Source organism: Acinetobacter sp. CIP 102529, from assembly GCF_000368325.1.
Classification (GTDB): Bacteria; Pseudomonadota; Gammaproteobacteria; order Pseudomonadales; family Moraxellaceae; genus Acinetobacter; species Acinetobacter parvus.
In genome coordinates this window covers 1551569-1575285 of sequence record NZ_KB849355.1, presented here as the reverse complement: position 1 = coordinate 1575285, position 23717 = coordinate 1551569, and the positions used below count along the sequence as shown (strand labels likewise).

The window sequence follows — 23717 nt, the reverse complement described above, 5'->3', positions numbered from 1 at the left end:
GATCGGGATGTAAATTCCGCACTGAATATTCTTGCGCTCGGACATGAGCGTCTAGCAGTAGGAATCCCCGTCCTTTAGGTCGGGGAGGATGTCAATCAGAGAAGCAATAAACACTCAGAACAAAAGCTGCGTCAATAAACGTGAAAAGCAAATACACAGCATGTATTTGCTTTTTTTGCAAAAAAGATGAAGAAAACGGTTTTATCTATAGAAATTTAAGAATTCTCTACAAAAAGTCGTTTGGTACTGGCATAAAACAAGGTAATAATGTGCAGTTACATTTTTAGCTATTGATCTATTTCTTATGTCGCATATTTCTGTCTTACTTCATGAAACCGTTGATGGCGTATTGGCAGGTCGCGACACAGGCATTTATGTCGATGCCACCTTTGGTCGTGGCGGACATACCCGACTGTTACTTTCAAAGCTGGATCAGAATGCGCGTGTTTACGCATTTGACAAAGATCCCCAGGCGCTTGAGGTTGCGGCACAACTGGAACAGGAAGATTCCCGTTTCAGGATCATCCATGCCAGTTTTGCCGATATTCAGGCTGAGCTTGCCAGAATCGGCATTACTGAAGTCGATGGTATTATGGCGGATTTGGGCGTGTCATCGCCGCAGCTGGATCAGGCAGAGCGTGGCTTTAGCTTTATGCAGGATGGGCCACTGGATATGCGGATGGATAATTCGCAGGGTTTGACCGCAGCACAATGGTTGCTTGAAATCGAAGAAGAAAAACTGGCCAATATTATCTATCAATATGGTGAGGAGCGTTACAGTCGCCGTATCGCCAGGGCGATTAAGCAGGCGGGTGAAATCACCACCACCGCGCAGCTTGCTGAAATTGTCAAAACCGCACATCCAAAATGGGAAAAGCATAAGCATCCCGCAACCCGTAGCTTTCAGGCCATTCGTATTGCCATTAACAAGGAACTGGATGATATTGAGAAATTCCTGCCGCAGGCGGTAGAATTGCTCAAGGCAACAGGGCAGTTAGCGGTGATCAGCTTCCACTCTCTGGAAGACCGTTTAATCAAGCAGTTTATTCAAAAAGAATCGAGTCTGGCTGAAGATTCAGGCTGGGGCATGCCACAGGCACAGGTGGATACCCGACGTTTAAAGAAAGTTTCACGTGTTCGCGCCAGTGAAGCGGAAATCAAGGCAAATCCCCGTTCGCGGAGCGCATGGCTGCGCGTGGCGGAGCGTTTAGAGCAGAAAGGCAAACAATGAATAACAACAATAATGATGATATTTTATCAAGCGGCAGCAAGGGACTAAAAAAGGTTGTTGTTTACGCTGTACTTGTTGCACTGGTGTTTGTCAGTGCAATGATGGTGGTGTTTCAGGTATTTGAGTATCGCCATGATTATCGTGACTTAAGTGCCTACATGCGTGAAAAGGATGATTTAAACGCAGAGTGGGGCCGTTTGCTGATTGAGCAACAAACCTTTGGTGCCACGGCACAGATTGGTTCCCGTGCGGTCACGCAACTGCGCATGTTTTCACCGCCTGCGGCACAAACGGTTGTGATTTCTTTACCTATGACTTCAAAGCAAGACAAATAAGGCATGCTGTATGGCAGATAAGCGAAGCAAACCAATACGAAAAAAACAGCAGTCCATTTCGGAAAGACCCACCCTTGCGCTGGATATTTGGCGATTTTACTTGCTTTGGGGAACCGTGCTGCTGTGCTTTGTGGTGATTGTGGCGCGCGCTTTTTATGTACAGGTGGTCAATAAGGATTTCTTGCAGAACAAGGCCAATGCCAATATTCTGCGGACTGAACGTTTAGAAGCAATGCGTGGAGTGATCAGCGACCGTCATGGTGTGCCACTGGCGATCAGCACCCCGATTATGAAGATTGTCATCGACCCAAGGGATTATTGGGAAGCCAAACAGCTTTATGATGAAACGATGGCTGAACTTAAAAAAGATCCCACCAGTCGTAAATTAAAACGTCAATTGCCTGATAAAAACCTGAATCTGGATGAGTTGGCAGACGCAGTGGGTATCGATCGTCAAAGCCTGAAAAAGCAGATGAATGATCGTCCACGGTCACGTTATCTAGTACTGCAAAAAGAAATTCCACCGCAACAGGCTGACTTAATTGTTAAGCGTAACTTTCAAGGTGTCTACGCGGAAAAAAGTTATAAACGCTACTATCCGCAACCCCAGCCCAATGCCCAGATTATTGGCCTGACCAATAGTGAGGGAACAGGGATTGAGGGACTGGAAATGCAGTTGAACAAGCAACTGGCAGGACTGGATGGCGAACAAAAAATTATTCGGGATAAAAAAGGCAACCGTTTAAAAGTTTCAGAAGTCATTAAGGAAGTTGAATCGGGCGAGAACATTACCCTGAGTATAGATTCACGTTTGCAGTACATTATGTACCGTGAACTGACAGCCGCTGGGGTGGCGAATAATGCACGTTCAGCAACCGCGATAGCGGTGGATGTGAAAACAGGTGAAATCTTGGCAATGACCAGTTGGCCGTCCTATAACCCGAATGATAAAAATGGGCTTTCCAATAAGGACGCGATGCGTAACCGTGGCGCCATTGATATGTTTGAGCCAGGTTCAACCATGAAGCCGTTTACCGTTGCGGCGGCATTAGAAAGTGGCAAATACACGCCGAACAGCATTGTCAACACCTCACCAGGTTCGATGCGTTTGGGTTCACATACAATTCGCGATACCCATAACTATGGTGCATTGACCCTGACAGGCATTATCGTCAAATCTTCGAATGTGGGGTCAGCCAAACTCGCCTTGTCCTTGCCTAAAGATGCCATACCCTCGTTCTTCCGTCGGGTCGGTTTTGGGCATCGTTCAGATGTTAAATTTCCAGGGGAAAGTGCAGGTCTGCTGTACTCAGGTGATAAGTTGAATCTATCACAATTGGGGACTATGGCTTATGGCTATGGTTTAAATGCAACAATTTTGCAGTTGGCGCAAGGTTATGCCGTGTTGGCAAATCATGGGGTGGAAGTACCATTAAGTCTGCATAAACTGGATCAGCCACCTAAGGGTAAACAGGTGCTTGATCCTAAAATTGCCGATCAAGTGTTGATGATGCTGGAACAGGTTACCATGCCAGGCGGAACAGCGACCCAGGCCAATATTCCTGGCTACCGTGTGGGGGGTAAAACAGGTACGGCACACAAGTTGCGTGCTGACCGTAAAGGCTACTCCAATAATGAGTATCGTGCTTTATTTGCAGGGGTTGCACCGATTAGTGATCCACGTTTGGCCATGATTGTGGTGGTGGAAAATCCGCAAGGCCGTTACTACGGAGGTCTGGTTGCCGCGCCTGTGTTTGCACGAATAATGCAGGAGTCTTTACGTCTGCTCAATGTTCCACTGGATAAGCCACTCGATACCCCACAAAACCCAATCCGTAGGTAAATTATGTCGATTAGTTTTCAACAGATACATCAAATCAGCATAGATGCGGCTTGGTATACACAACCGTTTAAAGGCTTCTGTCTGGATAGCCGTAAGCTTGAAGCGGGGCAAATCTTTATTGCCTTAAACAGTTATAGCCAACCTGAAAAAACACGTCTATTTGCTGAGAATGCCTTGAATGCGGGTGCATTGGCGGTGATAAGTGAAACAGATCTAGGTCTTGCAAATGAATGGGTTTGTCCCGAAGTCCGTTATTTAATGGGTGAATGGCAGAAGCAATATTTACAGGTAGTCGATCCTGTAACAGCGCTGCGTGGAATTGCAGTCACAGGAACCAATGGTAAAACCACCATTTCACGCCTGATTGCTGAACTGATTAGCTCACAGGGGCAAGGCTGTGCAGTGATGGGAACAACAGGCAATGGCATTCTTCCAAACCTTACGCCATCAACACATACCACTTTGGACGCCTTACAGTTGCAGAACGCATTGCATGACTATGCCAAACAGGGTGCCAGTTTTGTTGCACTTGAGGCCAGTTCACATGGTCTGGAGCAAGGCCGTTTGAATGGCTGTGAGATTGAAATTGCGGTTTATAGTAATTTAAGCCGTGACCATCTGGATTATCATGGCACACTTGAAGCCTATGCTGCGGCAAAGGCCTTACTGTTCAGGTTTACAAGCTTAAAAGCCGTCATCATTAATCTGGATGATACCCATTCCAGTCTCATGCTGGATGCAGCCAAAGCCAATCCATCCCAGCCAAAAATTTTGACTTATTCCCTGACCCAGACAAATGCCGATTATCATATCGCCGATTTGCAATACCGTTTGAGTGGGGCAAGTTTTACGCTTATTAGCCCAGCGGGTCGTTATACAGTTCAAAGTCCACTCCTTGGGCATTTTAATGTTGAAAACCTATTGGCGAGCCTAATTGCAGCAGAATATGCAGGTTTTGATCTTGCTGACTTAGTGAAATTTGTACCCGAAGTAAAAGGCGCACCTGGTCGTATGCAGGTGATCCAAGACCATGAACGTTTATTTGTGGTGGATTATGCGCATACACCTGATGCTTTGATTCAAGTGTTGACCACTTTGAAACGCCACGTCACAGGTCAACTTTGGGCTGTTTTTGGTTGTGGTGGAGACAGAGATCGAGGAAAGCGACCCCTCATGACTCAGGCCGCACTGGATCATGCCAATCCTGTGATTTTAACGTCTGATAATCCACGTACTGAAAATCCTGAACAGATTTTTACAGATATGAAGCAGGGAATTGATTTTGCTGATCATATTGTGCATGAAATCCATGACCGTCGTGAAGCGATTAAATTTGCGGTGGCACATGCACAGGCAGGAGATATTGTGGTGATTGCAGGCAAGGGGCATGAAAACTATCAGGAAATTGATGGGGTTCGTCACTGGTTTGATGATGTGGTGGAAGTACAGTCAGCGCTTGCTGCACAGTCACATTCTGTAGATTCGGCTTATCCTGCACAATAGGGTCAAAAGGTAAATAAAAACCATGCATACCTCAACCACCAGTACCGTTCCACTTACTCCCTGGACCGCAGAGCAACTTCAACAGGCAACTCAGGGTGAATGGCATCAGCATAAGATTCCTCAAGGGGAAATTAAGCGAATTTTGACTGACTCACGTCATGCGGAAGAGGGTGATGCTTTCCTTGCATTAAAGGGTGAGCGTTTTGATGCGCATGACTTTGTAAAGCAAGTGGCGACACAGGGTTGCCAGATCGCCATTGTCGAGCGACCAGTTGATGCGGATATTGCCCAACTGATTGTAAAAGATACCCGTGTGGCCTTGGGGCAGCTTGGCGCCTATCGCCGTCAGCAGAATCCACAGCTCAAGGTGATTGCCCTCACAGGCAGTAGTGGCAAAACCACCACCAAGGAAATGCTGGGCAGTATCCTGTCTCGTTTGGCACCCACCCTGATTACGCGGGGTAACCTGAATAATGATTTAGGTGTGCCGATGATGTTGCTGGAACTGCGTCCAGAACATCAGTATGCAGTGATGGAGTTGGGAGCCAGTCATCAGGGTGAGATTGATTACACCTCAAATTTGGTACAACCGCATGTGGCTGGGATTCTGAATATTGGAACAGCACATTTGGGTGAGTTTGGTGGACGTGATGGAATTTGCCGTGCCAAGTCAGAAATCTACACACATATCTTGCCGAACGGTACCGCAGTTGTCCCTGCACATGATGATTTCACGGCCACCATTCGCCAAAATGCAGGCAATCACTCCATTCTGAGTTTTGGCGAGGGCGGTGATGTGTATGCAAGCGAAATTCAGCTTAACCCACAGTCGGCACAATTTAACCTGCATACCCCGCAAGGTAGCCGAGCGGTGAGCCTGCCATTTGCAGGGGCGCATAATGTGCAGAATGCAGCGGCGGCAACGGCTTTTGCCTTGGCGATTGGTATCGAACTGGATGATATTGTCCTAGGTTTGGAGCGGGCGCAGGGAGCGAAAGGCCGTCTGAATTTCATTCAGCAGCAACATTGTTTATTTATTGATGACACCTATAATGCCAATCCAACTTCAATGCGTGCCGCAGCACAGGTGTTGTTGCAGCAGCAGGGCTTAAAAGTCATGGTGATGGGAGATATTGGCGAATTGGGTGACAGCAGTTGGCAGGAGCATCATGATCTGGGTCGTGATCTGTCAGCGTTGCCACTCGACCATTTGGTTGTTGTGGGTGAGTTTGCCACGGCAGCCCAGCAGGGTTCGGCGCATTCAGAAAAGTTATGTGCATGTGCAACACAGGCAGAGGCTTTAGCATTTTTAGTTAATTTAGTTCAAACACATCAACACCAGCCGATCAGTTTCCTGTTCAAGGGGTCGCGCTATACCCATATGGAAACGTTGATGGCGGATTTGATGGAGAAAATTTAAATGTTGTTATGGTTATTTGAGCAATTGGCGGACTATAACAGTTCCTTTCAAGTTGTTCGTTATTTAACATTGCGCTCTTTATTGAGCTTACTGACAGCCTTAACAATTGGGCTGGTATTAGGCCCAGTGATGATTCGTAAATTGCAGGCATTAAAATATGGTCAGGCAGTAAGTTCCTTCGCACCTGAAAACCATGCCAAGAAAATGGGTACGCCAACTATGGGGGGAATTTTGATCCTGCTCTCAATTGGCATTAGTACACTGCTTTGGGCAGATTTATCCAATCCTTATGTCTGGATTGTTCTTGGTGTGATGGTGGTATTTGGTGCGGTTGGCTGGGCAGATGACTGGATTAAAGTTCGTTATAAAGACAATGCGGGCTTACCTGCACGTAAAAAGTTCTTTTGGACTTCAGTTGCTTCGCTCGGTGCAGGTATTGCCCTATATATGATTGCCAAACAACAGGATAATCCTGTTTATACTGCGAATATGCTGGACTTGTTGATCCCTTTCTTTAAAAACCTTTCCATCCCACTTTCGGCTGTTCCATTAGGGTTGGCATTTATTGGCTTTACTTATTTGGTGATTAATGGAGCATCCAATGCGGTGAATCTCACCGATGGTCTGGATGGTCTGGCGATTATGCCAATTGTCATGGTTGCGGCAGGTCTGGGTGTGTTTGCCTATCTGTCAGGTGACATCCGTTTTGCCAACTATCTGCATATTCCTTATGTAAAATATACATCGGAACTGGTGGTGATCTGTTCTGCTATGGTGGGTGCTGGTCTGGCATTCCTTTGGTACAATGCACATCCTGCACAGGTATTTATGGGTGATGTGGGGGCATTGGCACTCGGTGCAATGCTGGGAACGATTGCGGTGATGGTTCGTCAGGAAATCGTATTTGCGATTATGGGCGGTGTTTTTGTGATGGAAGCAGTTTCGGTGTTCCTGCAAATTGGTTCATTGCGGATGCGTAACAAGCGTGTATTCCTCATGGCGCCTTTGCATCACCATTATGAAAAACAGGGCTGGAAAGAAACCCAGGTGGTGATCCGTTTCTGGATTATTACCATTTTCCTGGTTGTGTTGGGATTAATGACCTTAAAATTACGTTAAGCCATGATTCAAGAGAGAAGCTGGTGAATACCAGCTTTTTTTATGTTTGGAGAAAATAGATGAGTGTATTGATGTGTCCTGTTTGTCGCCAAGCATTGAATTTGGCCGCAAATTCTTGGCAGTGTGAAAAAGGGCATCATTATGATGTGGCCAAACAGGGCTATGTCAACCTGCATGTGGTACAGCATAAACACAGTAAAACACCTGGGGATACGCCAGAGTCGGTACTGGCGCGCCGAGAATTTTTGCAGGTGGGGTTTTATCAGCCATTACAGCAGGTGATGGTGGAGTTACTGCAACAATTCAAGCCAGATACCATTCTGGATATTGGTTGTGGTGAGGGCTACTATACCAATGCCATGCAGCCTTGGACAAAACACTGTGTTGGTGTTGATATTGCCAAAAACGCAGTGCAAAGGGCAGCAAAACTCAATTCAAAAATAGTCTGGGTGGTGGGTACAGGGGCAATATTGCCTGTGCAGGATCATTCGGTTGATGTCTGTACCAGCCTATTTAGTCCCATTCCTCAACAGGAAATTACAAGGGTATTGAAAGATGAGGGTTATCTAATCATTGCCACACCTGCACCAAGACATCTTTATGAATTGCGTGAGGCATTATTTGAACAGGTCAAACTGCATGAGCCGCAGAAATTTGTTGAGCAACTGAATGCTGAATTTGAATTGAAGCAGGAACAGCTTGTTGAAGCACACCTGACATTGGACCAATATGCATTAAAGAATTTGATCGCCATGACACCTTATGCGTATAAAGCCAATCCTGAGCGGCGAAAGGCGATTGAGCAGCAACAATATTTTGCAGTGACAGCCGAATTTCAAATTTATGTTTTCCAGAAAAGAAACAGGTCATCCACTTGATGACCTGTTTGTTTTACTGAATCTCATTAATGAGATTTTCAATTTGATCCCTTGGAGGGGGATTCTGTGGAGTTGTATTCATTGCTGGTGGTTGCTTTCGGGTTGGCAGCATGATTTGCTCCTCACCTGAGGCTGAATCGGGTAAGTCAGAGAAGTCATTTTGTGCTGAGCGATCAGGCGGTGGTGGTGCTGGACGGTACAATGGACGAGCCAAAGGCGGAGATGTACGATATTCCTTTTGATTCTCATTTTGCTGGAGCTGTAGTTTATCGCGAGAAATAGGCTCTTTTGCCTCCCTATCCAGACGTACCCAGGCAGATGGCGTATCTTTTAGTGAGTTCGCCATAAAGTTGGTCCAGATTGGCAAGGCTGCGACACCACCATATTCACGGCGGCCCAGAGTCCGTGGCTGGTCAAATCCAACCCAGGCAATTGCAACCAGTTTTCCATTAAATCCAGCGAACCAGGCATCTTTGGCATCATTGGTGGTTCCTGTCTTGCCACCCAGATCATTACGACCAATTTTGAGTGCGGCACGACCTGTACCATGCTGAATCACGTCACGTAAGATATTGGCCATGTCATAGGCTGAGCTTGATTTTAAAATACGTTGTGCCTGACGATAATCACTGTTGGTTTTGCTTGTTTTATCAGGGTCTGTAGCTGTAATTTGTGTTTCAGAAGCAGCAGTTGCATCATCCAGAGTTTGATTGGTGATTTCCTTAACGTCACCATTTTGCTGTTTTTCAGCTTCTTCGGGTTGTGGCTCATTATAGGCATTCGGATCATTAATACATGGAATGCATGCATATTCAGGCTTGGTCTCGTAAATCACCTTGCCCGATGCATCCTCAATTCGCTTGATGAAATGAGGCTGGATTCGATAGCCACCATTGGCAAAGGTGGCATAACCTGTCGCCATTTGCACAGGCAATACCTGTGGAGTTCCCAGTGCAATGGTGTAGTTGCGCGGAATCTGTTCCTCTTCCAGACCAAAATCCATAAATAGCTGGCGTGCACGCTCAATACCCACATTCTGCAATAATCGTACTGATACGGTATTTCGTGATAAATAGAGCGCACGGCGCAGGGGGATCATCCCCAGATAGCGTCCATCGGAGTTTTTAGGGGACCACTTGCCAATGGTGATTGGGCTATCATTTACCATAGTGTACGGGGTCATGCCGCGTTCTATTGCAAGTGCATAAATGAAAGGCTTAATGGTTGAACCAGGTTGTCTCCAGCCCTGTATGGCACGGTTAAACTTGGACTGATAGAAGTTATAACCACCGACCACTGCTTCAATTGCCCCGTCATTTGGATTGAGCGCAATCAACTGTCCCTGAACTTTAGGCACCTGAACCAAAGACCAGACACTCTTGTCCTCATTTGGACGCAGGCGAATGATATCTTTTACTTTTACAATTTGAGAGGCATTTGACGGCGCACCACCTACGCTGTTGGCATTGCGATAGGGTCTCACCCATGACATGCCTGACCAATTTACTGTCACTGTGGAGCCATCCTGCATGAGCGCATCAAAGGAATGATTATTGACCTTCACCACCTCTGCTGGATAAGTATTGGCATAGGCCATAAACTGGCTGAGTGGTTTATCATGCGCTTCAGGACCACGCCAGCCATGACGGCGGTCATATGCTTCCAGACCCTCCTGAACAGCTTCCTCTGCATAACGCTGGCGATTACTGTCAATGGTGGTATAGACCTTATAGCCAGAATCAATTGCCTGTTCACCAAAATGCTCAACCAGCTCGGCCCGTACCATTTCCCCCACATAAGGAAAGACGTTGCTTACGGAACGGTCAATCATGTTGAGGTTAATCGGTTCGGCAACAGCTTTCTGGTATTGGGCTTGATTGATATAACCCAATTGCAGCATGCGACCAAGAATCCAGTTTCTCCGCTCAAGCGCACGTTCTGGGTTGACCACAGGATTGTATTTGGAAGGTGCTTTTGGCAAGCCCGCAATCATTGCCATTTGTGCTGTAGTTAATTCATTAATATTTTTGTTGTAATAGATTCTTGCCGCCGCCGCGATGCCGTAAGCATTTTTGCCTAAAAAGATTTTATTAACATAAGAACTTAAGATTTCCTGCTTGGTCAGGTTTTGCTCTATTTTGCGAGCAAGAAAAACTTCAGTCAGTTTGCGTTTAAGAGTTCTTTCAGGACTTAAATAATAGTTTTTTGCCACCTGCATGGTAATGGTTGAACCGCCTGTTTGCACATCCGAACCTGTCACGGATTCAGTTAAGGCTCGCCCCAAGCCCTTGAAGCTAATACCGTTGTGTTCAAAAAAAGAGGAATCCTCAGCAGCCAGAAAAGCATGGATAAAGGTAGTAGGAATTTCCTCATACTTTACGGGAATGGAGAGTTTGCCACCATACTCAGCAATGAGCTTGTTATCCGCCGTATAGACTTGCAATGGTTTTAATAAAGGTGCCTTTTTTAATGAACTCATATCTGGCAATGAGGGTGCTAGATAGAGATACATGCCATAAAATCCCATTGGAAGTGAGACTAAGATAATAATAAGGATCAAAAAAAATGGCCGAACAATACCAGAACTGGATAGCTTTTTCATAATAAGTAAGTTTTAATAAGAGCGAATGGCAAACTAATTGTGGTCAGTATATCCTTTAGACATACGGATTGTTAGATGAGATATTGTATCCGTATCAATTAAAGACCAAAACAGATTAGTGAGTTGTACTTTTGGGGATAAAAAAATAAATAGGAAAGAACTGTGCTCAGGTTATATCGTAAACCAAGTAAGGGGTTAGTAGGGGTCGATATTAGTTCGACAACTGTTAAGTTATTAGAGCTCTCTGTAAAGAACGGTAGATATTGGGTTGAAAGTTATGCCGTGATGCCACTGCCTGAAAATAGTGTGGTGGAAAAAAGCATTCTCAATCCAGAAGCAGTGGCTGACGCACTTGAAAGAGTCGTTAACCTTGCGAACCCTCACACTACTCATGTGGCAATTGCGGTACCTACCTCAATGGTGATTCATAAAATCATTGAAATGGATGCTGATATGTCGGATGAGGAGCGCGAAGTTCAAATCCGTATGGACGCTGAGCAATATATTCCGTTCCCTTTAGATGAAGTCAGCCTTGATTTTGAGGTTCTGCCCGACCGTCTGGCAAACCCTAACCGAGTTAATGTGCTTTTGGTGGCAACACGAACTGAAAACGTGGATAACCGTGTTGAAGTTTTAGAGCTTGCTGGTTTGGTTGCGAAAGTGGCCGATGTTGAAAGCTATGCTATGGAACGTGCCTTTAGCGTATTTGCCGATACATTGCCAATGGGCGCAAATACCGTTGGTATCTTGGATATTGGTCATACCATGACGACCTTGTCTGTTATGCAGAAAGGCAAGATTATTTATACTCGTGAACAAGTGTTTGGTGGTCGACAATTAACTCAGGATGTTCAGAGCCGTTATGGTTTGTCTTTCGAAGAGGCAGGCCGTGCGAAAAAAGAAAGAACATTGCCAGATGACTATGACACTGAAGTACTGGAACCATTCCTTGATGCAGTAGTTCAACAGGCCGCTCGTTCACTTCAATTCTTTTTCTCTTCTTCTCAATTCAATGAAATTGATCATATTTTGCTTGCTGGCGGGAATGCGAATATCCCAGGTCTGGCAAAATTACTACAACAAAAACTAGGTTATCGCGTCACGATTGCCAACCCGTTTTTACAAATGGGCTTTTCTCCCCAGATTGACATTAAAAAAATTGAAAATGATGCTTCCTCATTAATGGTGGCATGTGGTCTAGCATTGAGGAGTTTTGATTAATGGCAAAGATTAACCTACTCCCTTGGCGTGATGAGCTAAGAGAACAACGAAAGAAAAAATTTGTTGCATTTTGTGTTGGGGTTGCTGCATTAGGGGTTGCATCAGTCTTTTCTGGTTGGGTGTATTTTGATCAGAAGCTGGATGATCAGGAACAGGCCAACCAATTGATTGTCAGTACCAACCAAAATCTGGATGCCCAGTTAAAATCACTAGACGGTCTGCAAGAGCGCCGTAATGCGATTATCGAGCGTATGAAATTGATTCAGGGGTTACAGGGGCAACGTCCAATTACCGTGCGTCTGGTTGATGAACTGGTACGTGTGACACCGCCAACCATGTATCTTACTAAATTTACCCGTACAGGTGATAAGTTTACCATTGAGGGTAAAGCTGAAAGCCCGAATACAGTGGCCGAGTTGCTGCGTAATCTCGAAGCTTCCCCTTGGTACCGTAATGCCTTTATGAATTCATTCCTCGCGGCAGAAGAGAAAAAGGATAAGGCGGTTAGCTCTCTGGTTCCGCGGGTTGAAGAGAACTATGGAAGTTTTGTCGTCACTGTGGATTTGGGTGAGATCGGTACAACTGCTGAGGTTGATCCAGCAGCATCAGGAGTGGCGCAATGAACTTAGAGAAGTCAGATGATTTAAATCAAGATACGGTGGCTATAAAGAAAAAGAAGATGACCGTAGATCAGTTCTTCCAGCAGTTTAATACGCTGGATATGAATAATTACGGCAGTTGGCCTCTATCTGTTAAGATTACTTGCTGGATTTTTATCTTCTTGGCTGTACTGGCACTTGGTTATTTTGTGGTCATTAAGTCACAGTTAGAAGCCATTGCAAATGCACAGGCAAAAGAACAAAGTCTATTAAATGAATTTAAGGAAAAAGACTCAAAATTACGTAATCTGCAACAATATCAAACACAATTACAGGAAATGGAAGCAAACTTTAATCAGCAATTGGAACAGTTACCTAAAGAGACTGAAATTCCAAGTCTAGTTGAAGACATCAACTTGACTGGTGTGAACTCTGGCTTGAAATTTAAAAATATTCGTCTGGAAAATGAAGTTAAGCAAGAGTTTTTCATTGAGCAGCCCATTAGTATTGAAGCTACGGGGGATTATCATGCTTTTGGTGCATTTGCGACAGGTATTGCCGCCCTGCCACGTATTGTGACCCTGCATGATTTTACGGTTGAGGCCAAAGAAGATACTCAGAAAAAGTCTGATATTCCTGTTGTTAACTATACTATAAAAGCAAAAACCTATCGTTATATAGGTGCTGATGACAGTACTCCAACTGCACAAGGAGGGCAACCTTAATGAATAATTATAAAATTTTTCTTGGTTTGCTTGTTAGTGTGGGATTGATCGGATGTGATTCCCGTATTGATGCAGTCAATCAACAGATGGCAGAAATTCGCAATCAGCCACCTTTACCGATTGAACCAGCACCTATATTTATACCTGTACCATTATTCAACTATGCGGCACATCAGTTAAAAAGCCCGTTTATGCCAAGTTCTCTGGCTGCTGAACTTAAGATTATGGCAGGTAAGCGTGTTTATCCTAATTTTAATCGTCAGCCACAGCCATTAGAGAGTTATGCTTTGGAATCGCTGAATATGAAAGGCAGTATGCGCGGTAAATCCAATAATACAATTGCCTTAATCCAAACGCCTGATGGACAGATTGAGCGTGTTCAGGTAGGTAGTTATCTGGGTATGAATCAGGGACGTATTATTAGAATTAGTCCAACTCAGATTGATTTGGTGGAGATTGTGCCAGATGGGCGAGAGGGTTATGTGGAAAGGCCTAGAACACTCGTTTTAATTGGACCAGCACAGTAGATTAAGGGAATAACAATGAAAAAACAGTTTAAAGATTCTTTATTTGGGGAAGCGAAGACCATGAATCATGCATTCCGTCAGTTTTCTATGGGTGCTGTTGCTATTGCAATCATGCAGGTTGCATCAGCACAAGTGAGTATGACCAATATTGTGCCAATGAATTTGGCCGATCAGGGTACAGAAATTCGTGTCATGTTTAATGGTTTGCCGCCTCAGCCACAGGCCTATCAGCTTGAGCAACCTTCCCGTTTGATCCTGGATTTTGATAAGGCACAACAAAGTTTAAAACAGACCTCGATACCAGTTTCAACCAGCGAGGCAAGTTCCATTGAGGTTGCTGCGGATGATCAACGTTCCCGTGTGATTGTGAATTTAAAAGATGCGGGTGCTTTTACTACACGTATAGAAGGGAATACTTTTGTCCTCAAAATTAATTCAGTTCGACCATCGGCAACGAATACGCCTGCGGTAGCACGTCAGCCTCAACAAGGCGTATCTAATATTGGATTTCAACGAGGCAAGGATGGCGAGGGCTTGGTTGTCATTGACCTTTTGGGAGGTAATACCCCTGTTGATGTGCAGCAACAAGGCAGTAAAATTGTTGTGCGTACAATGGGCAATAAAATTCCAGCTCACTTGGCGCGACGTTTAAATACCAATGACTTTGCTACCCCTGTTGCCAGTGTGGATGCTTATAATGATAAAGGTAATGGTGTTATTACCATTCAGTCTGCAGGCAGTTATGAGTATATGGCTTACCAAGCAGAAAATAAATTAACGATTAGTTTAAAACGTCCAGAGGATAAATCTCCAGCAAAAGCAAAATCACAAATCTATACAGGTAATAAGATTTCTTTAGATTTTCAGGATATCGAAGTACGCCGTGTATTGCAGCTCCTTGCAGACTTTACTGGTATCAATATGGTAGCGGCTGATACTGTACAAGGTAATATTACTCTGCGTTTAAAAGATGTACCTTGGGACCAAGCTTTAGATATCGTACTGAAAACTAAAAATTTGGATAAACGTCGTAATGGAAATGTGATCTGGATTGCACCTGTTTCTGAGTTAATTAAGGCAGAAGAAGAAGAAGCCAAAGCGATTGCACAGAGCGTTAAACTGGCACCATTGCAGACAGAGTATATTCAGCTTAGTTATGCAAAAGCTGCTGATATTGAGAAATTAATCACTCAGGGTAAAAATAGTGGCTCAGGTAACAGCTCTTCAGGTTCGAATAATAATGCTGATCCATTGGGAGATAGTGTTGGGAGTTTATTGAGTCCTCGTGGTACGATTTCTACTGACCCTCGCACGAATACACTGATTATTAATGACACGTCACAAAAAATTGATCAAATTCGTAAAATGGTTGATTTATTGGACGTGTCGGTTAAGCAAGTGATGATTGAGGCACGTATTGTCAGTGCAAGTACCGACTTTACCAAAGAGATGGGGGTGAAGTGGGGCGTGCTTTCTCAGGGTATTACCAATAATAGGAATTTATTGGTAGGTGGTAGTGATACAACCTTGTGGAATTTGAGAGAACCTGATGATGATGGAAAATATACCATAGAACACCCAAAAAACCTGAATGTCGATTTAGGTGTGACCAGTGCAGGTGCCAGTCGTATTGCATTTGGCTTAATTAGCTTGTCTGACTTTATGTTGGATTTAGAGCTTTCAGCTGTACAGGCAGATGGTTATGGCGAAGTGATTTCAACGCCTAAAGTTATGACTGCGGATAAACAAACTGCAAAAATTGAGTCAGGTTCTCAAGTTCCTTTTTCATCCTCAACGGGTACTGGGGCAAATGCTACGCCGAAAATCGAATTTAAAGATGTGGTATTAAGTTTAGATGTAACGCCGAGTATTACACCAGATGGAAAGGTTCAAATGAATCTTGATATTAAGAAAGATAGTATTGCTGGTGTAACCCCTCAAGGACAATTCTATTTTAATAAAAACATGGTGAATACTAATGTCTTGGTTAATAATGGTGAAACGGTGGTATTGGGTGGTATTTTTGAAGAAGAAAATGTAAACAAACAAACCAAAGTACCTTTCCTTGGGGATTTACCATATGTGGGTAAATTATTCCGTCGTGATTCGAAAACTGAAAATAAACGTGAACTACTTATTTTTGTAACCCCGAGAATTGTTAATGACACCTTGACCAGAAATCATTAATATATTTTCAATAGTTGCAATGAATATAGGTGGCGCGTTGCCAAGCAAAGCGTTTGAAACCCTGCCAAATATTTATTTGGTGGGGCCAATGGGGGCGGGAAAAACAACAGTTGGCCGACATTTAGCCGAGTTATTAGGGCGAGACTTTCTTGACAGTGATCATGAAATTGAGCGGAAAACTGGTGCGACCATTCCCTGGATTTTTGAGAAAGAAGGTGAAGCTGGATTTCGGCTACGTGAAACCAATGTGTTAAATGAACTCACTACGCGCTCCGCACTGGTTTTGGCCACGGGTGGTGGAGCGGTTACTCAATCTGCGAATCGAGAGTTCCTTAAACAACGTGGTATTGTTGTCTATCTTTATACACCTGTAGAACTTCAGCTACAGCGAACCTATCGTGATAAAAACCGTCCATTATTACAAGTCGAAAATCCAGAACAAAAACTACGAGAGTTATTGACTGCACGTGATCCTTTATATCGTGAAGTTGCACACCATATTATTGAGACAAATCAGGGTGCTGCACGTGATTTAGCACAACGGATTCTCCAAATTATTTTATCGCGTTCCGTCAAGTGATTCTTTTAGTGGTTTAATTATATGCAAACATTATATGTTGAATTAGGTGAGCGTCGTTATCCGATTTTTATTGGCAGTCATTTAGATCCTGAAAAATTACTTAAACCTTATCTGCATGGTCGACAAGTGATGCTGGTTTCAAATACAACAGTAGCCCCTCTATATATGCAGCATTATGTGGACGCATTGAGTGCTCTGGATAAACAGGTTGCACAATGTATATTGCCTGATGGTGAGCAATATAAAGATATTCAGCATCTAAACCTGATTTTTGATGGATTGCTTGAAGCTGGCTTTAACCGAGATTGCACCGTATTGGCTTTGGGTGGTGGTGTGATTGGAGATATGGCGGGTTTTGCATCGGCCTGTTTTCAGCGTGGGGTAAATTTCGTTCAGGTACCGACCACCTTGTTGTCCCAGGTGGATTCAAGCGTAGGCGGTAAGACTGGAATTAATCATCCACTTGGCAAGAATATGCTGGGCGCTTTTCAACAGCCTCAAGTCGTATTGGCAGATATGGCCCAATTGGATACTTTGCCTGACCGTGAACTGTCTGCAGGTTTAGCTGAGGTGATTAAATATGCCTTGCTGGGTGATGTGGATTTTCTGGTCTGGTTGGAGCAGAACATGGATGCATTGGTAGGACGTGATGCCAACCTGCTGGCGGAGGCGGTATATCGTTCATGCGCCCATAAAGCCAGGATTGTCGCCAATGATGAAAAAGAACAGGGTGAGCGGGCACTATTAAATCTGGGTCATACCTTTGGTCATGCGATTGAGTCCTATCTAGGCTATGGAACCTGGTTGCATGGTGAGGCCGTTGCAACAGGTATGGTGATGGCGGCAGATTTGTCCCATCGCCTGGGCTGGATTTCAGCTGAAGATGTGCAGCGTACAAAAAAAATCATTCAACGTGCCAATTTACCGATATCATGTCCGAAAATTCCATTAGAAGATTTTCTGGCTTATATGTCACATGATAAAAAAGTCTTAAATGGTCAGTTGCGCCTGGTTTTACTTAAGAAATTGGGGCAGGCTGTCATCACCAAGGACTTTGATATTGAGCTCATGAAGCAATCCATTCTTGCGAATCAATCTGCATAATTAAACATTTGGGAAAAGCATGGCTGTGTCACGATCAATCTGGCAAAATATTCAACAGTACAGTTGGCTGGTTTTTGCGCTGGCTTGTTTAATTGCCGCATTGGTTTTTTGGGCGATTACAGATAATAAAGCGTTGGTAGAGGTTGAGCAGCCAGCTAAAACTGAAGCGCAGGTGCAGATTCAGCCAGAGAAAGTTGCTGCGACCGCCCATTTGGGAGCCTTTTCTGATGAGGTAAAACCATTGGACTTAACCACACGGGTGGTGGTGTCTAATGAGCATGCGCCTGAATTTCGTGGCACAAAGTTTATCAAGGAAAATCAGCGTCAATGGACCATGGAAATTTTCCGTAGTTCAGATGAGGCGATTGTGAAGAATTTTCTTTTAAGTCGTCCTGATCGGAAAAAATTCATTTATTTTCGTTTGAGTGGGCAGGACCAGGCTGAGCAGTATGTTTTGGCTTATGGGGTCTTCTCAAATTCAGAAGAAGCAAACCGCCAGTTTTCACAGTTGAATCTGGTTTTACCCGAATCCATTCAACCCAAAGCACAGCAGTTATCGGCCTACGCCGATTTTGTAAATGATTTGGGTTCTGATGAGTTAAAATCTGCTGCAAACCAATTATATGCGATTCAACTAAAACCTGTGGCTCTTCCAGAAGTTGATGAAACTCTGCTGATTGGTGCCAACACATCACAAAAAACAGTGTTGGCTGGGGGGGGGCGGACATTAAGCGACCCAACGACAACCGTGAAAACGACAGTGACACAACGTGATGCGCAGGGCAATGTTGTAAATGTAAAACAGAGTCAGTCTGCAGCTCAACCTACTTCCAGTTCTGAAAAATTAAAAGAAAATTCAGATTCCGAGAGAAGAGAGGTCAGTGATCCATTCAACTAATTTTGCACCAATATGAAACAATATTGATTCTTTTTATGGCACTGTGATTTTTTTTGGTGCAATTTCATTTCTTGGTGTTTAGGGCTTAGTTTCTATAATTTAAAGTTATTTTAATTTTTTTAATGATTTAGTAAATTTTTATTTTTTTGGCATATTTTTTGCTTTCTTATGATGCTAATTTGTCTACTCATTACCCTTTTTTGTGCGAAAAGATTCATTAATTGAGTGAAATAGAAAGTTTTTTATACTTTACAAGTATTTGTTAAAGTGTAATAACTGAAAACACTTTATATAGTGAAATACGCTGATTCTTGCATAAGAAAGACGTATATTTGCAAATCCGCCAGTGAAAATGTTTTTTTGCGAAGCATTGAACTTTAAATGAGTTAATCGACAATATCGCAGAAAATGAATTGATTGTTTGTTGCTCGAAAGAGCCATGTTGAAAGAAGGGTACGCTATGCACATGCCATCGCCTAATACTGTAGCTCCCGCTCAAGGTCTATATCAGCCTGATGAGTTTAAGGATAACTGTGGTTTTGGTCTGATTGCCCATATGAAGGGTGAATCAAGCCATCATCTGGTCGAAACCGCGATTCACAGTTTAAGTTGCATGACGCACCGTGGTGGTATTGCCGCAGATGGTAAAACGGGAGATGGGTGCGGATTGCTATTGGCTATGCCGAAACAGTTCTTTCGTGACGAAGCTCAGAAGTTAGGTGCTAATCTTACTGAGATTTTTGCTGCGGGTACTGTATTTTTAAATATTGACCCTGCTTTAGCTCAAAATGCAAAGAATATTTTAAATAAAGAAATTGCAGCGGAAGGTTTAACGGTTACGGCATGGCGTGTTGTACCCACAAATAATGATGCTCTCGGTGAGATTGCTCTGCAATCATTGCCTGCATTTGAACAAATTCTTGTGAATTGCCCAATGGGCTTAACTGAGGTTGAGTTTAACCGTAAACTTTTCCTGGCACGCCGCCGTGCTGAACAACAATTACAAAATGATCCTTTGTTCTATGTCACCACTTTGGCGACCACAGTCATCAGCTATAAAGGCTTGATGATGCCAGCAGCGATTGCCGACTTCTATACCGACTTGGCTGATGAGCGCTTAAAATCACATATCGTGGTATTCCATCAGCGTTTCTCGACCAATACTTTGCCACGCTGGCCATTGGCACAACCATTCCGTTACCTTGCCCATAATGGTGAAATTAATACCATTACAGCAAACCGTAACTGGGCTTTGGCACGTACGCCTAAATTTGAAAACCCATTATTGCCAGGTTTAACTGAGCTTAATTCGATCGTAAACCGTACTGGTTCGGATTCATCAAGCCTAGACAACATGCTTGAAATTCTTGTGGGTGGCGGAATGGACTTATTCCGTGCGCTACGTATGTTGGTTCCACCAGCATGGCAGAATGTTGAAACTTTAGATGCTGATCTACGTGCATTCTATGAATTCAACTCTAAGCACATGGAAGCTTGGGATGGTCCAGCAGGTTTGGTGATTCAGGATGGTCGTCATGCCATCTGTATGCTAGACCGTAATGGCTTGCGTCCAGCGCGTTGGGTCATCACTAAAAATGACTACATTACGCTTGCATCTGAAATCGGCGTGTGGGGTTATGAGCCAGAAGATGTGGTGTCTAAAGGTCGTGTTGGTCCTGGTCAAATCCTAGTGGTTGATACATTGACTGGCAAAGTGCTAGATACCAAAGATGTCAGCAATCATCTTAAGAACATGCGTCCATACCGTGAATGGTTGCGTGATCATGCGATTCGCTTACAGGCCAATCCACAGCTTGAAGAACAACTTGTGGATCAAGGCCTTACAGGGGATAAGTTAAAAGCAGCACAAAAAATGTTTATGGTAACATTTGAAGAGCGCGATCAACTGTTACGTCCTATCGCAGAAAGTGGTCAAGAAGCTGTTGGTTCGATGGGTGATGATACCCCAATGGCAGTATTGTCTCGTCAAGTGCGCCATGTTTCTGACTATTTCCGTCAGCAGTTTGCTCAGGTCACCAACCCGCCAATCGATCCATTACGTGAATCGATTGTGATGTCATTGGAAACTTGCTTAGGTCGTGAGCAAAACGTATTTGAACAAGGTCCAGAGCATGCCGACCGCATCATTATTTCCAGCCCTGTATTGTCTAATTCAAAAATGCAGCAGCTTCGCGATGTTGAAAAAGAGCGCGAAGGCTATGGCGTTGTTGATATTGACCTGAACTATGCTGAAGCTGAAGGCTTACAAGCAGCGATTGCCCGTATTTGTGAAGAAACTGCGCAAGCGGTTCGTGATGGCAAAACCTTAATCGTATTAACGGATAAAAACTTCCGTGAAGGTTTCTTGCCTGCAAACTCTGCATTGGCAACAGGTGCGGTACATCATCATTTGATTAAAACGGGTTTGCGTACTGATGCGAACATTTTGGTTGAAACAGGTTTTGCCCGTGATCCGCACCAATTTGCAGTATTACTTGGCTTTGGTGCGACAGCAATTTACCCGTATTTAGCTTATGACGTGATCAATGACTTGGTTGCCAAAGGTGAGTTATTGGGTGACCCAATCCATGCACAAGCGAATTTCCGTAAAGGCATTGAGAAAGGCTTATTGAAAGTACTTTCTAAAATGGGTATTTCGACAGTTGCTTCTTATCGCGGTGGTCAATTATTCGAAGCGGTAGGTTTATCTTCTGAAGTTGTTGATAAGTGTTTCCTTGGTGTACCAAGCCGTATTCAAGGTGCAACATTTGCAGATTTAGAAAACGATCAGAAAAAATTGGCAACAACTGCTTGGCAGAACCGTAAGCCGATTGATCAAGGTGGTTTACTTAAATTTGTATTTGGTAAAGAGTACCATGCTTTCAACCCTGACGTGATTAACTCACTTCACAAGGCTGTTCGCTCAGGTCAATACCAAGACTTTAAAGAATATGCAGAGTTGGTGAATAACCGTCCTGTGGCTACGATTCGTGACTTATTCAAATTAAAAACGACAAATTCAATTGCGCTTGATCAAGTTGAAAGCATTGAAGATATCCTTCCGCGTTTCGACTCTGCTGGTATGTCTTTGGGTGCATTATCTCCAGAAGCACACGAAGCAATTGCAATTGCAATGAATACAATTGGTGGTCGTTCGAACTCAGGTGAGGGCGGTGAAGACCCAGCGCGTTACGGCACGATTCGTAACTCGAAAATCAAACAGATTGCATCAGGCCGTTTTGGTGTAACACCAGCGTACTTAACTTCTGCTGAAGTTTTGCAGATTAAAGTGGCACAAGGTGCAAAACCAGGTGAGGGTGGTCAGTTACCAGGTGGTAAAGTGAATGGCTTAATTGCACGTTTACGTTACTCGGTACCAGGTGTGACTTTGATTTCACCACCGCCACACCACGATATTTACTCAATTGAAGATTTGTCTCAGTTGATCTTTGACTTGAAGCAAGTCAACCCTCAAGCAATGGTATCGGTAAAATTGGTATCTGAGCCAGGTGTTGGAACCATTGCTGCAGGTGTTGCAAAAGCTTATGCTGACTTCATTACCATTTCTGGTTATGACGGTGGTACAGCGGCATCTCCACTTTCATCAATTCACCATGCAGGTTCGCCTTGGGAATTAGGTTTAAGTGAAGCGCATCAAGCACTTCGTGTAAATGATTTGCGTGGTAAGGTGCGTGTACAAACTGATGGTGGTTTAAAAACAGGTCTGGATGTAATCAAAGCAGCAATTTTAGGTGCTGAAAGCTTTGGTTTCGGTTCTACACCAATGATCGCATTAGGTTGTAAATATCTTCGTATTTGCCACTTGAATAACTGTGCAACTGGTGTTGCAACTCAGCAAGATCATTTACGTCAAGAACACTATATTGGCGAACCAGAAATGTTGATTAACTTCTTCAAATTTATTGCAGAAGAAACACGTGAATGGTTAGCTGCTCTAGGTGTTGCATCACTCAAAGATTTGATTGGTCGCGTTGATTTGCTTGAAGTTTTACCAGGAGAAACTGAAAAGCATGCGCATCTTGATCTTAGTGCTTTATTGACTTCACATCCATCTGCTGAAGGTAAAGCTCAGTATTGCCAAGTTCAAGGTAATGCGCCATTTGATAAAGGTGTATTGGCTGAGAAAATGGTTGCTGAAATGCTACCAGCTATTGAAGCAGGTACAGGCGGTTCATTTAATTTCACTGTTGGTAACTGTGACCGTTCAATTGGCGCACGTATTTCAGGTGAGATCGCTCGTCGTTATGGCAACTTGGGTATGGAAAACAGCCCAGTGGTGATGAATCTTGTTGGTACAGCGGGTCAGTCACTTGGTGTTTGGAATGCTGGTGGTCTGCATATCAAACTTGAAGGTGATGCAAACGATTACGTGGGTAAAGGTATGGCGGGTGGTCGTGTGTCGATCTTCCCACCAAAAGGTTCGCCGTTCCAAACGCAAAATACTGCAATCATCGGTAACACTTGTTTGTATGGTGCGACTGGCGGTAAGTTATTTGCTGCGGGTACTGCGGGTGAGCGTTTCGCTGTTCGTAACTCAGGTGCTTTTGCAGTCATTGAAGGTGCTGGCGATCACTGCTGTGAATATATGACAGGTGGTGTGGTCACTGTGTTAGGTAAAGTTGGTCATAACTTTGGTGCGGGTATGACAGGCGGTTTCGCTTATGTCCTTGACCTTGATAACGACTTTGTTGACTACTATAACCATGAGTTGATTGACTTAAATCGTATCTCGACTGAGGCGATGGAAGATCATAAAGAAAACCTCCTCCGTATTCTTGATGAACATATTCAAGAGACAGGAAGTGCTTGGGCATACAAAATCCGTAATGAGTTCGACTTCTATAGTCGTAAGTTCTGGCTTGTAAAACCAAAAGCTGCTAATTTGCAAACGCTTTTGAAAACAACCCAAGCTGATCCACAATAA

The 23717-nt window shown here is 44.0% G+C and carries 17 protein-coding genes and 1 pseudogene; 17 read left to right on the top strand and 1 reads right to left on the bottom strand.

Features of this window, described 5'->3' with window-relative positions:
- The 8 genes and pseudogenes from F972_RS16595 to F972_RS12885 all read left to right on the top strand — a co-directional run.
- Positions 1-78: pseudogene (locus F972_RS16595) on the top strand (RNA-guided endonuclease TnpB family protein); the annotation flags it as partial.
- 226 nt (positions 79-304) lie between these two features.
- The gene (gene rsmH / locus F972_RS12915) at positions 305-1231 is read left to right on the top strand and encodes a 16S rRNA (cytosine(1402)-N(4))-methyltransferase RsmH (protein ID WP_004756977.1); all 927 of its coding nucleotides are present in this window, start codon (positions 305-307) and stop codon (positions 1229-1231) included.
- Positions 1228-1566: a cell division protein FtsL gene (gene ftsL, locus F972_RS12910; RefSeq protein ID WP_004678792.1), complete on the top strand. Its 339-nt coding sequence runs from the start codon at positions 1228-1230 to the stop codon at positions 1564-1566. The genes rsmH and ftsL overlap by 4 nt, the downstream gene beginning before the upstream one ends.
- A 10-nt stretch (positions 1567-1576) precedes the next feature.
- The gene (ftsI, locus tag F972_RS12905; protein WP_004756979.1) at positions 1577-3409 is read left to right on the top strand and encodes a penicillin-binding protein PBP3; all 1833 of its coding nucleotides are present in this window, start codon (positions 1577-1579) and stop codon (positions 3407-3409) included.
- Between the two features lie 3 nt (positions 3410-3412).
- Positions 3413-4912 (top strand): UDP-N-acetylmuramoyl-L-alanyl-D-glutamate--2,6-diaminopimelate ligase, encoded by a 1500-nt coding sequence (locus F972_RS12900; protein WP_004756981.1) that lies wholly within the window; start codon positions 3413-3415, stop codon positions 4910-4912.
- Between the two features lie 22 nt (positions 4913-4934).
- Positions 4935-6332, top strand: coding sequence for a UDP-N-acetylmuramoyl-tripeptide--D-alanyl-D-alanine ligase (locus tag F972_RS12895; RefSeq protein ID WP_004756983.1), 1398 nt, complete (start codon positions 4935-4937; stop codon positions 6330-6332).
- Positions 6333-7451 (top strand): phospho-N-acetylmuramoyl-pentapeptide-transferase, encoded by a 1119-nt coding sequence (gene mraY, locus F972_RS12890; protein ID WP_004678787.1) that lies wholly within the window; start codon positions 6333-6335, stop codon positions 7449-7451.
- Between the two features lie 59 nt (positions 7452-7510).
- Positions 7511-8329, top strand: a complete 819-nt coding sequence (locus F972_RS12885; protein ID WP_004756985.1) for a putative RNA methyltransferase — start codon at positions 7511-7513, stop codon at positions 8327-8329.
- 13 nt (positions 8330-8342) lie between these two features.
- On the opposite strand, the gene ponA is transcribed toward F972_RS12885, so the two are convergent.
- Positions 8343-10931: a penicillin-binding protein PBP1a gene (ponA, locus tag F972_RS12880; protein WP_081399048.1), complete on the bottom strand. Its 2589-nt coding sequence runs from the start codon at positions 10929-10931 to the stop codon at positions 8343-8345.
- Between the two features lie 162 nt (positions 10932-11093).
- On the opposite strand from ponA, the gene F972_RS12875 reads away from it, so the two are divergent.
- The 9 genes from F972_RS12875 to gltB all read left to right on the top strand — a co-directional run bounded on the left by F972_RS12875 (position 11094) and on the right by gltB (position 23717).
- Positions 11094-12152, top strand: a complete 1059-nt coding sequence (locus tag F972_RS12875) for a pilus assembly protein PilM (RefSeq protein WP_004769923.1) — start codon at positions 11094-11096, stop codon at positions 12150-12152.
- Positions 12152-12775 (top strand): PilN domain-containing protein, encoded by a 624-nt coding sequence (locus F972_RS12870; RefSeq protein WP_004756989.1) that lies wholly within the window; start codon positions 12152-12154, stop codon positions 12773-12775. Before F972_RS12875 ends, F972_RS12870 begins: the two co-directional genes overlap by 1 nt.
- Positions 12772-13476, top strand: a complete 705-nt coding sequence (locus tag F972_RS12865; protein ID WP_004769922.1) for a type IV pilus inner membrane component PilO — start codon at positions 12772-12774, stop codon at positions 13474-13476. The genes F972_RS12870 and F972_RS12865 overlap by 4 nt, the downstream gene beginning before the upstream one ends.
- Positions 13476-14003, top strand: coding sequence for a pilus assembly protein PilP (locus F972_RS12860; RefSeq protein WP_004769921.1), 528 nt, complete (start codon positions 13476-13478; stop codon positions 14001-14003). The genes F972_RS12865 and F972_RS12860 overlap by 1 nt, the downstream gene beginning before the upstream one ends.
- A gap of 60 nt (positions 14004-14063) precedes the next feature.
- Positions 14064-16190, top strand: a complete 2127-nt coding sequence (gene pilQ, locus F972_RS12855) for a type IV pilus secretin PilQ (protein WP_171062641.1) — start codon at positions 14064-14066, stop codon at positions 16188-16190.
- A gap of 19 nt (positions 16191-16209) precedes the next feature.
- Positions 16210-16770 carry a shikimate kinase AroK gene (aroK, locus tag F972_RS16350; protein ID WP_004683407.1) on the top strand — a complete coding sequence of 187 codons (561 nt, stop codon included), beginning with the start codon at positions 16210-16212 and terminating at the stop codon, positions 16768-16770.
- A 21-nt stretch (positions 16771-16791) separates the two neighbouring features.
- Positions 16792-17874 carry a 3-dehydroquinate synthase gene (gene aroB / locus F972_RS12845; protein ID WP_004769919.1) on the top strand — a complete coding sequence of 361 codons (1083 nt, stop codon included), beginning with the start codon at positions 16792-16794 and terminating at the stop codon, positions 17872-17874.
- Between the two features lie 19 nt (positions 17875-17893).
- Positions 17894-18772, top strand: coding sequence for a hypothetical protein (locus F972_RS12840; RefSeq protein WP_004769918.1), 879 nt, complete (start codon positions 17894-17896; stop codon positions 18770-18772).
- Between the two features lie 466 nt (positions 18773-19238).
- Positions 19239-23717, top strand: a complete 4479-nt coding sequence (gene gltB / locus F972_RS12835) for a glutamate synthase large subunit (protein ID WP_171062627.1) — start codon at positions 19239-19241, stop codon at positions 23715-23717.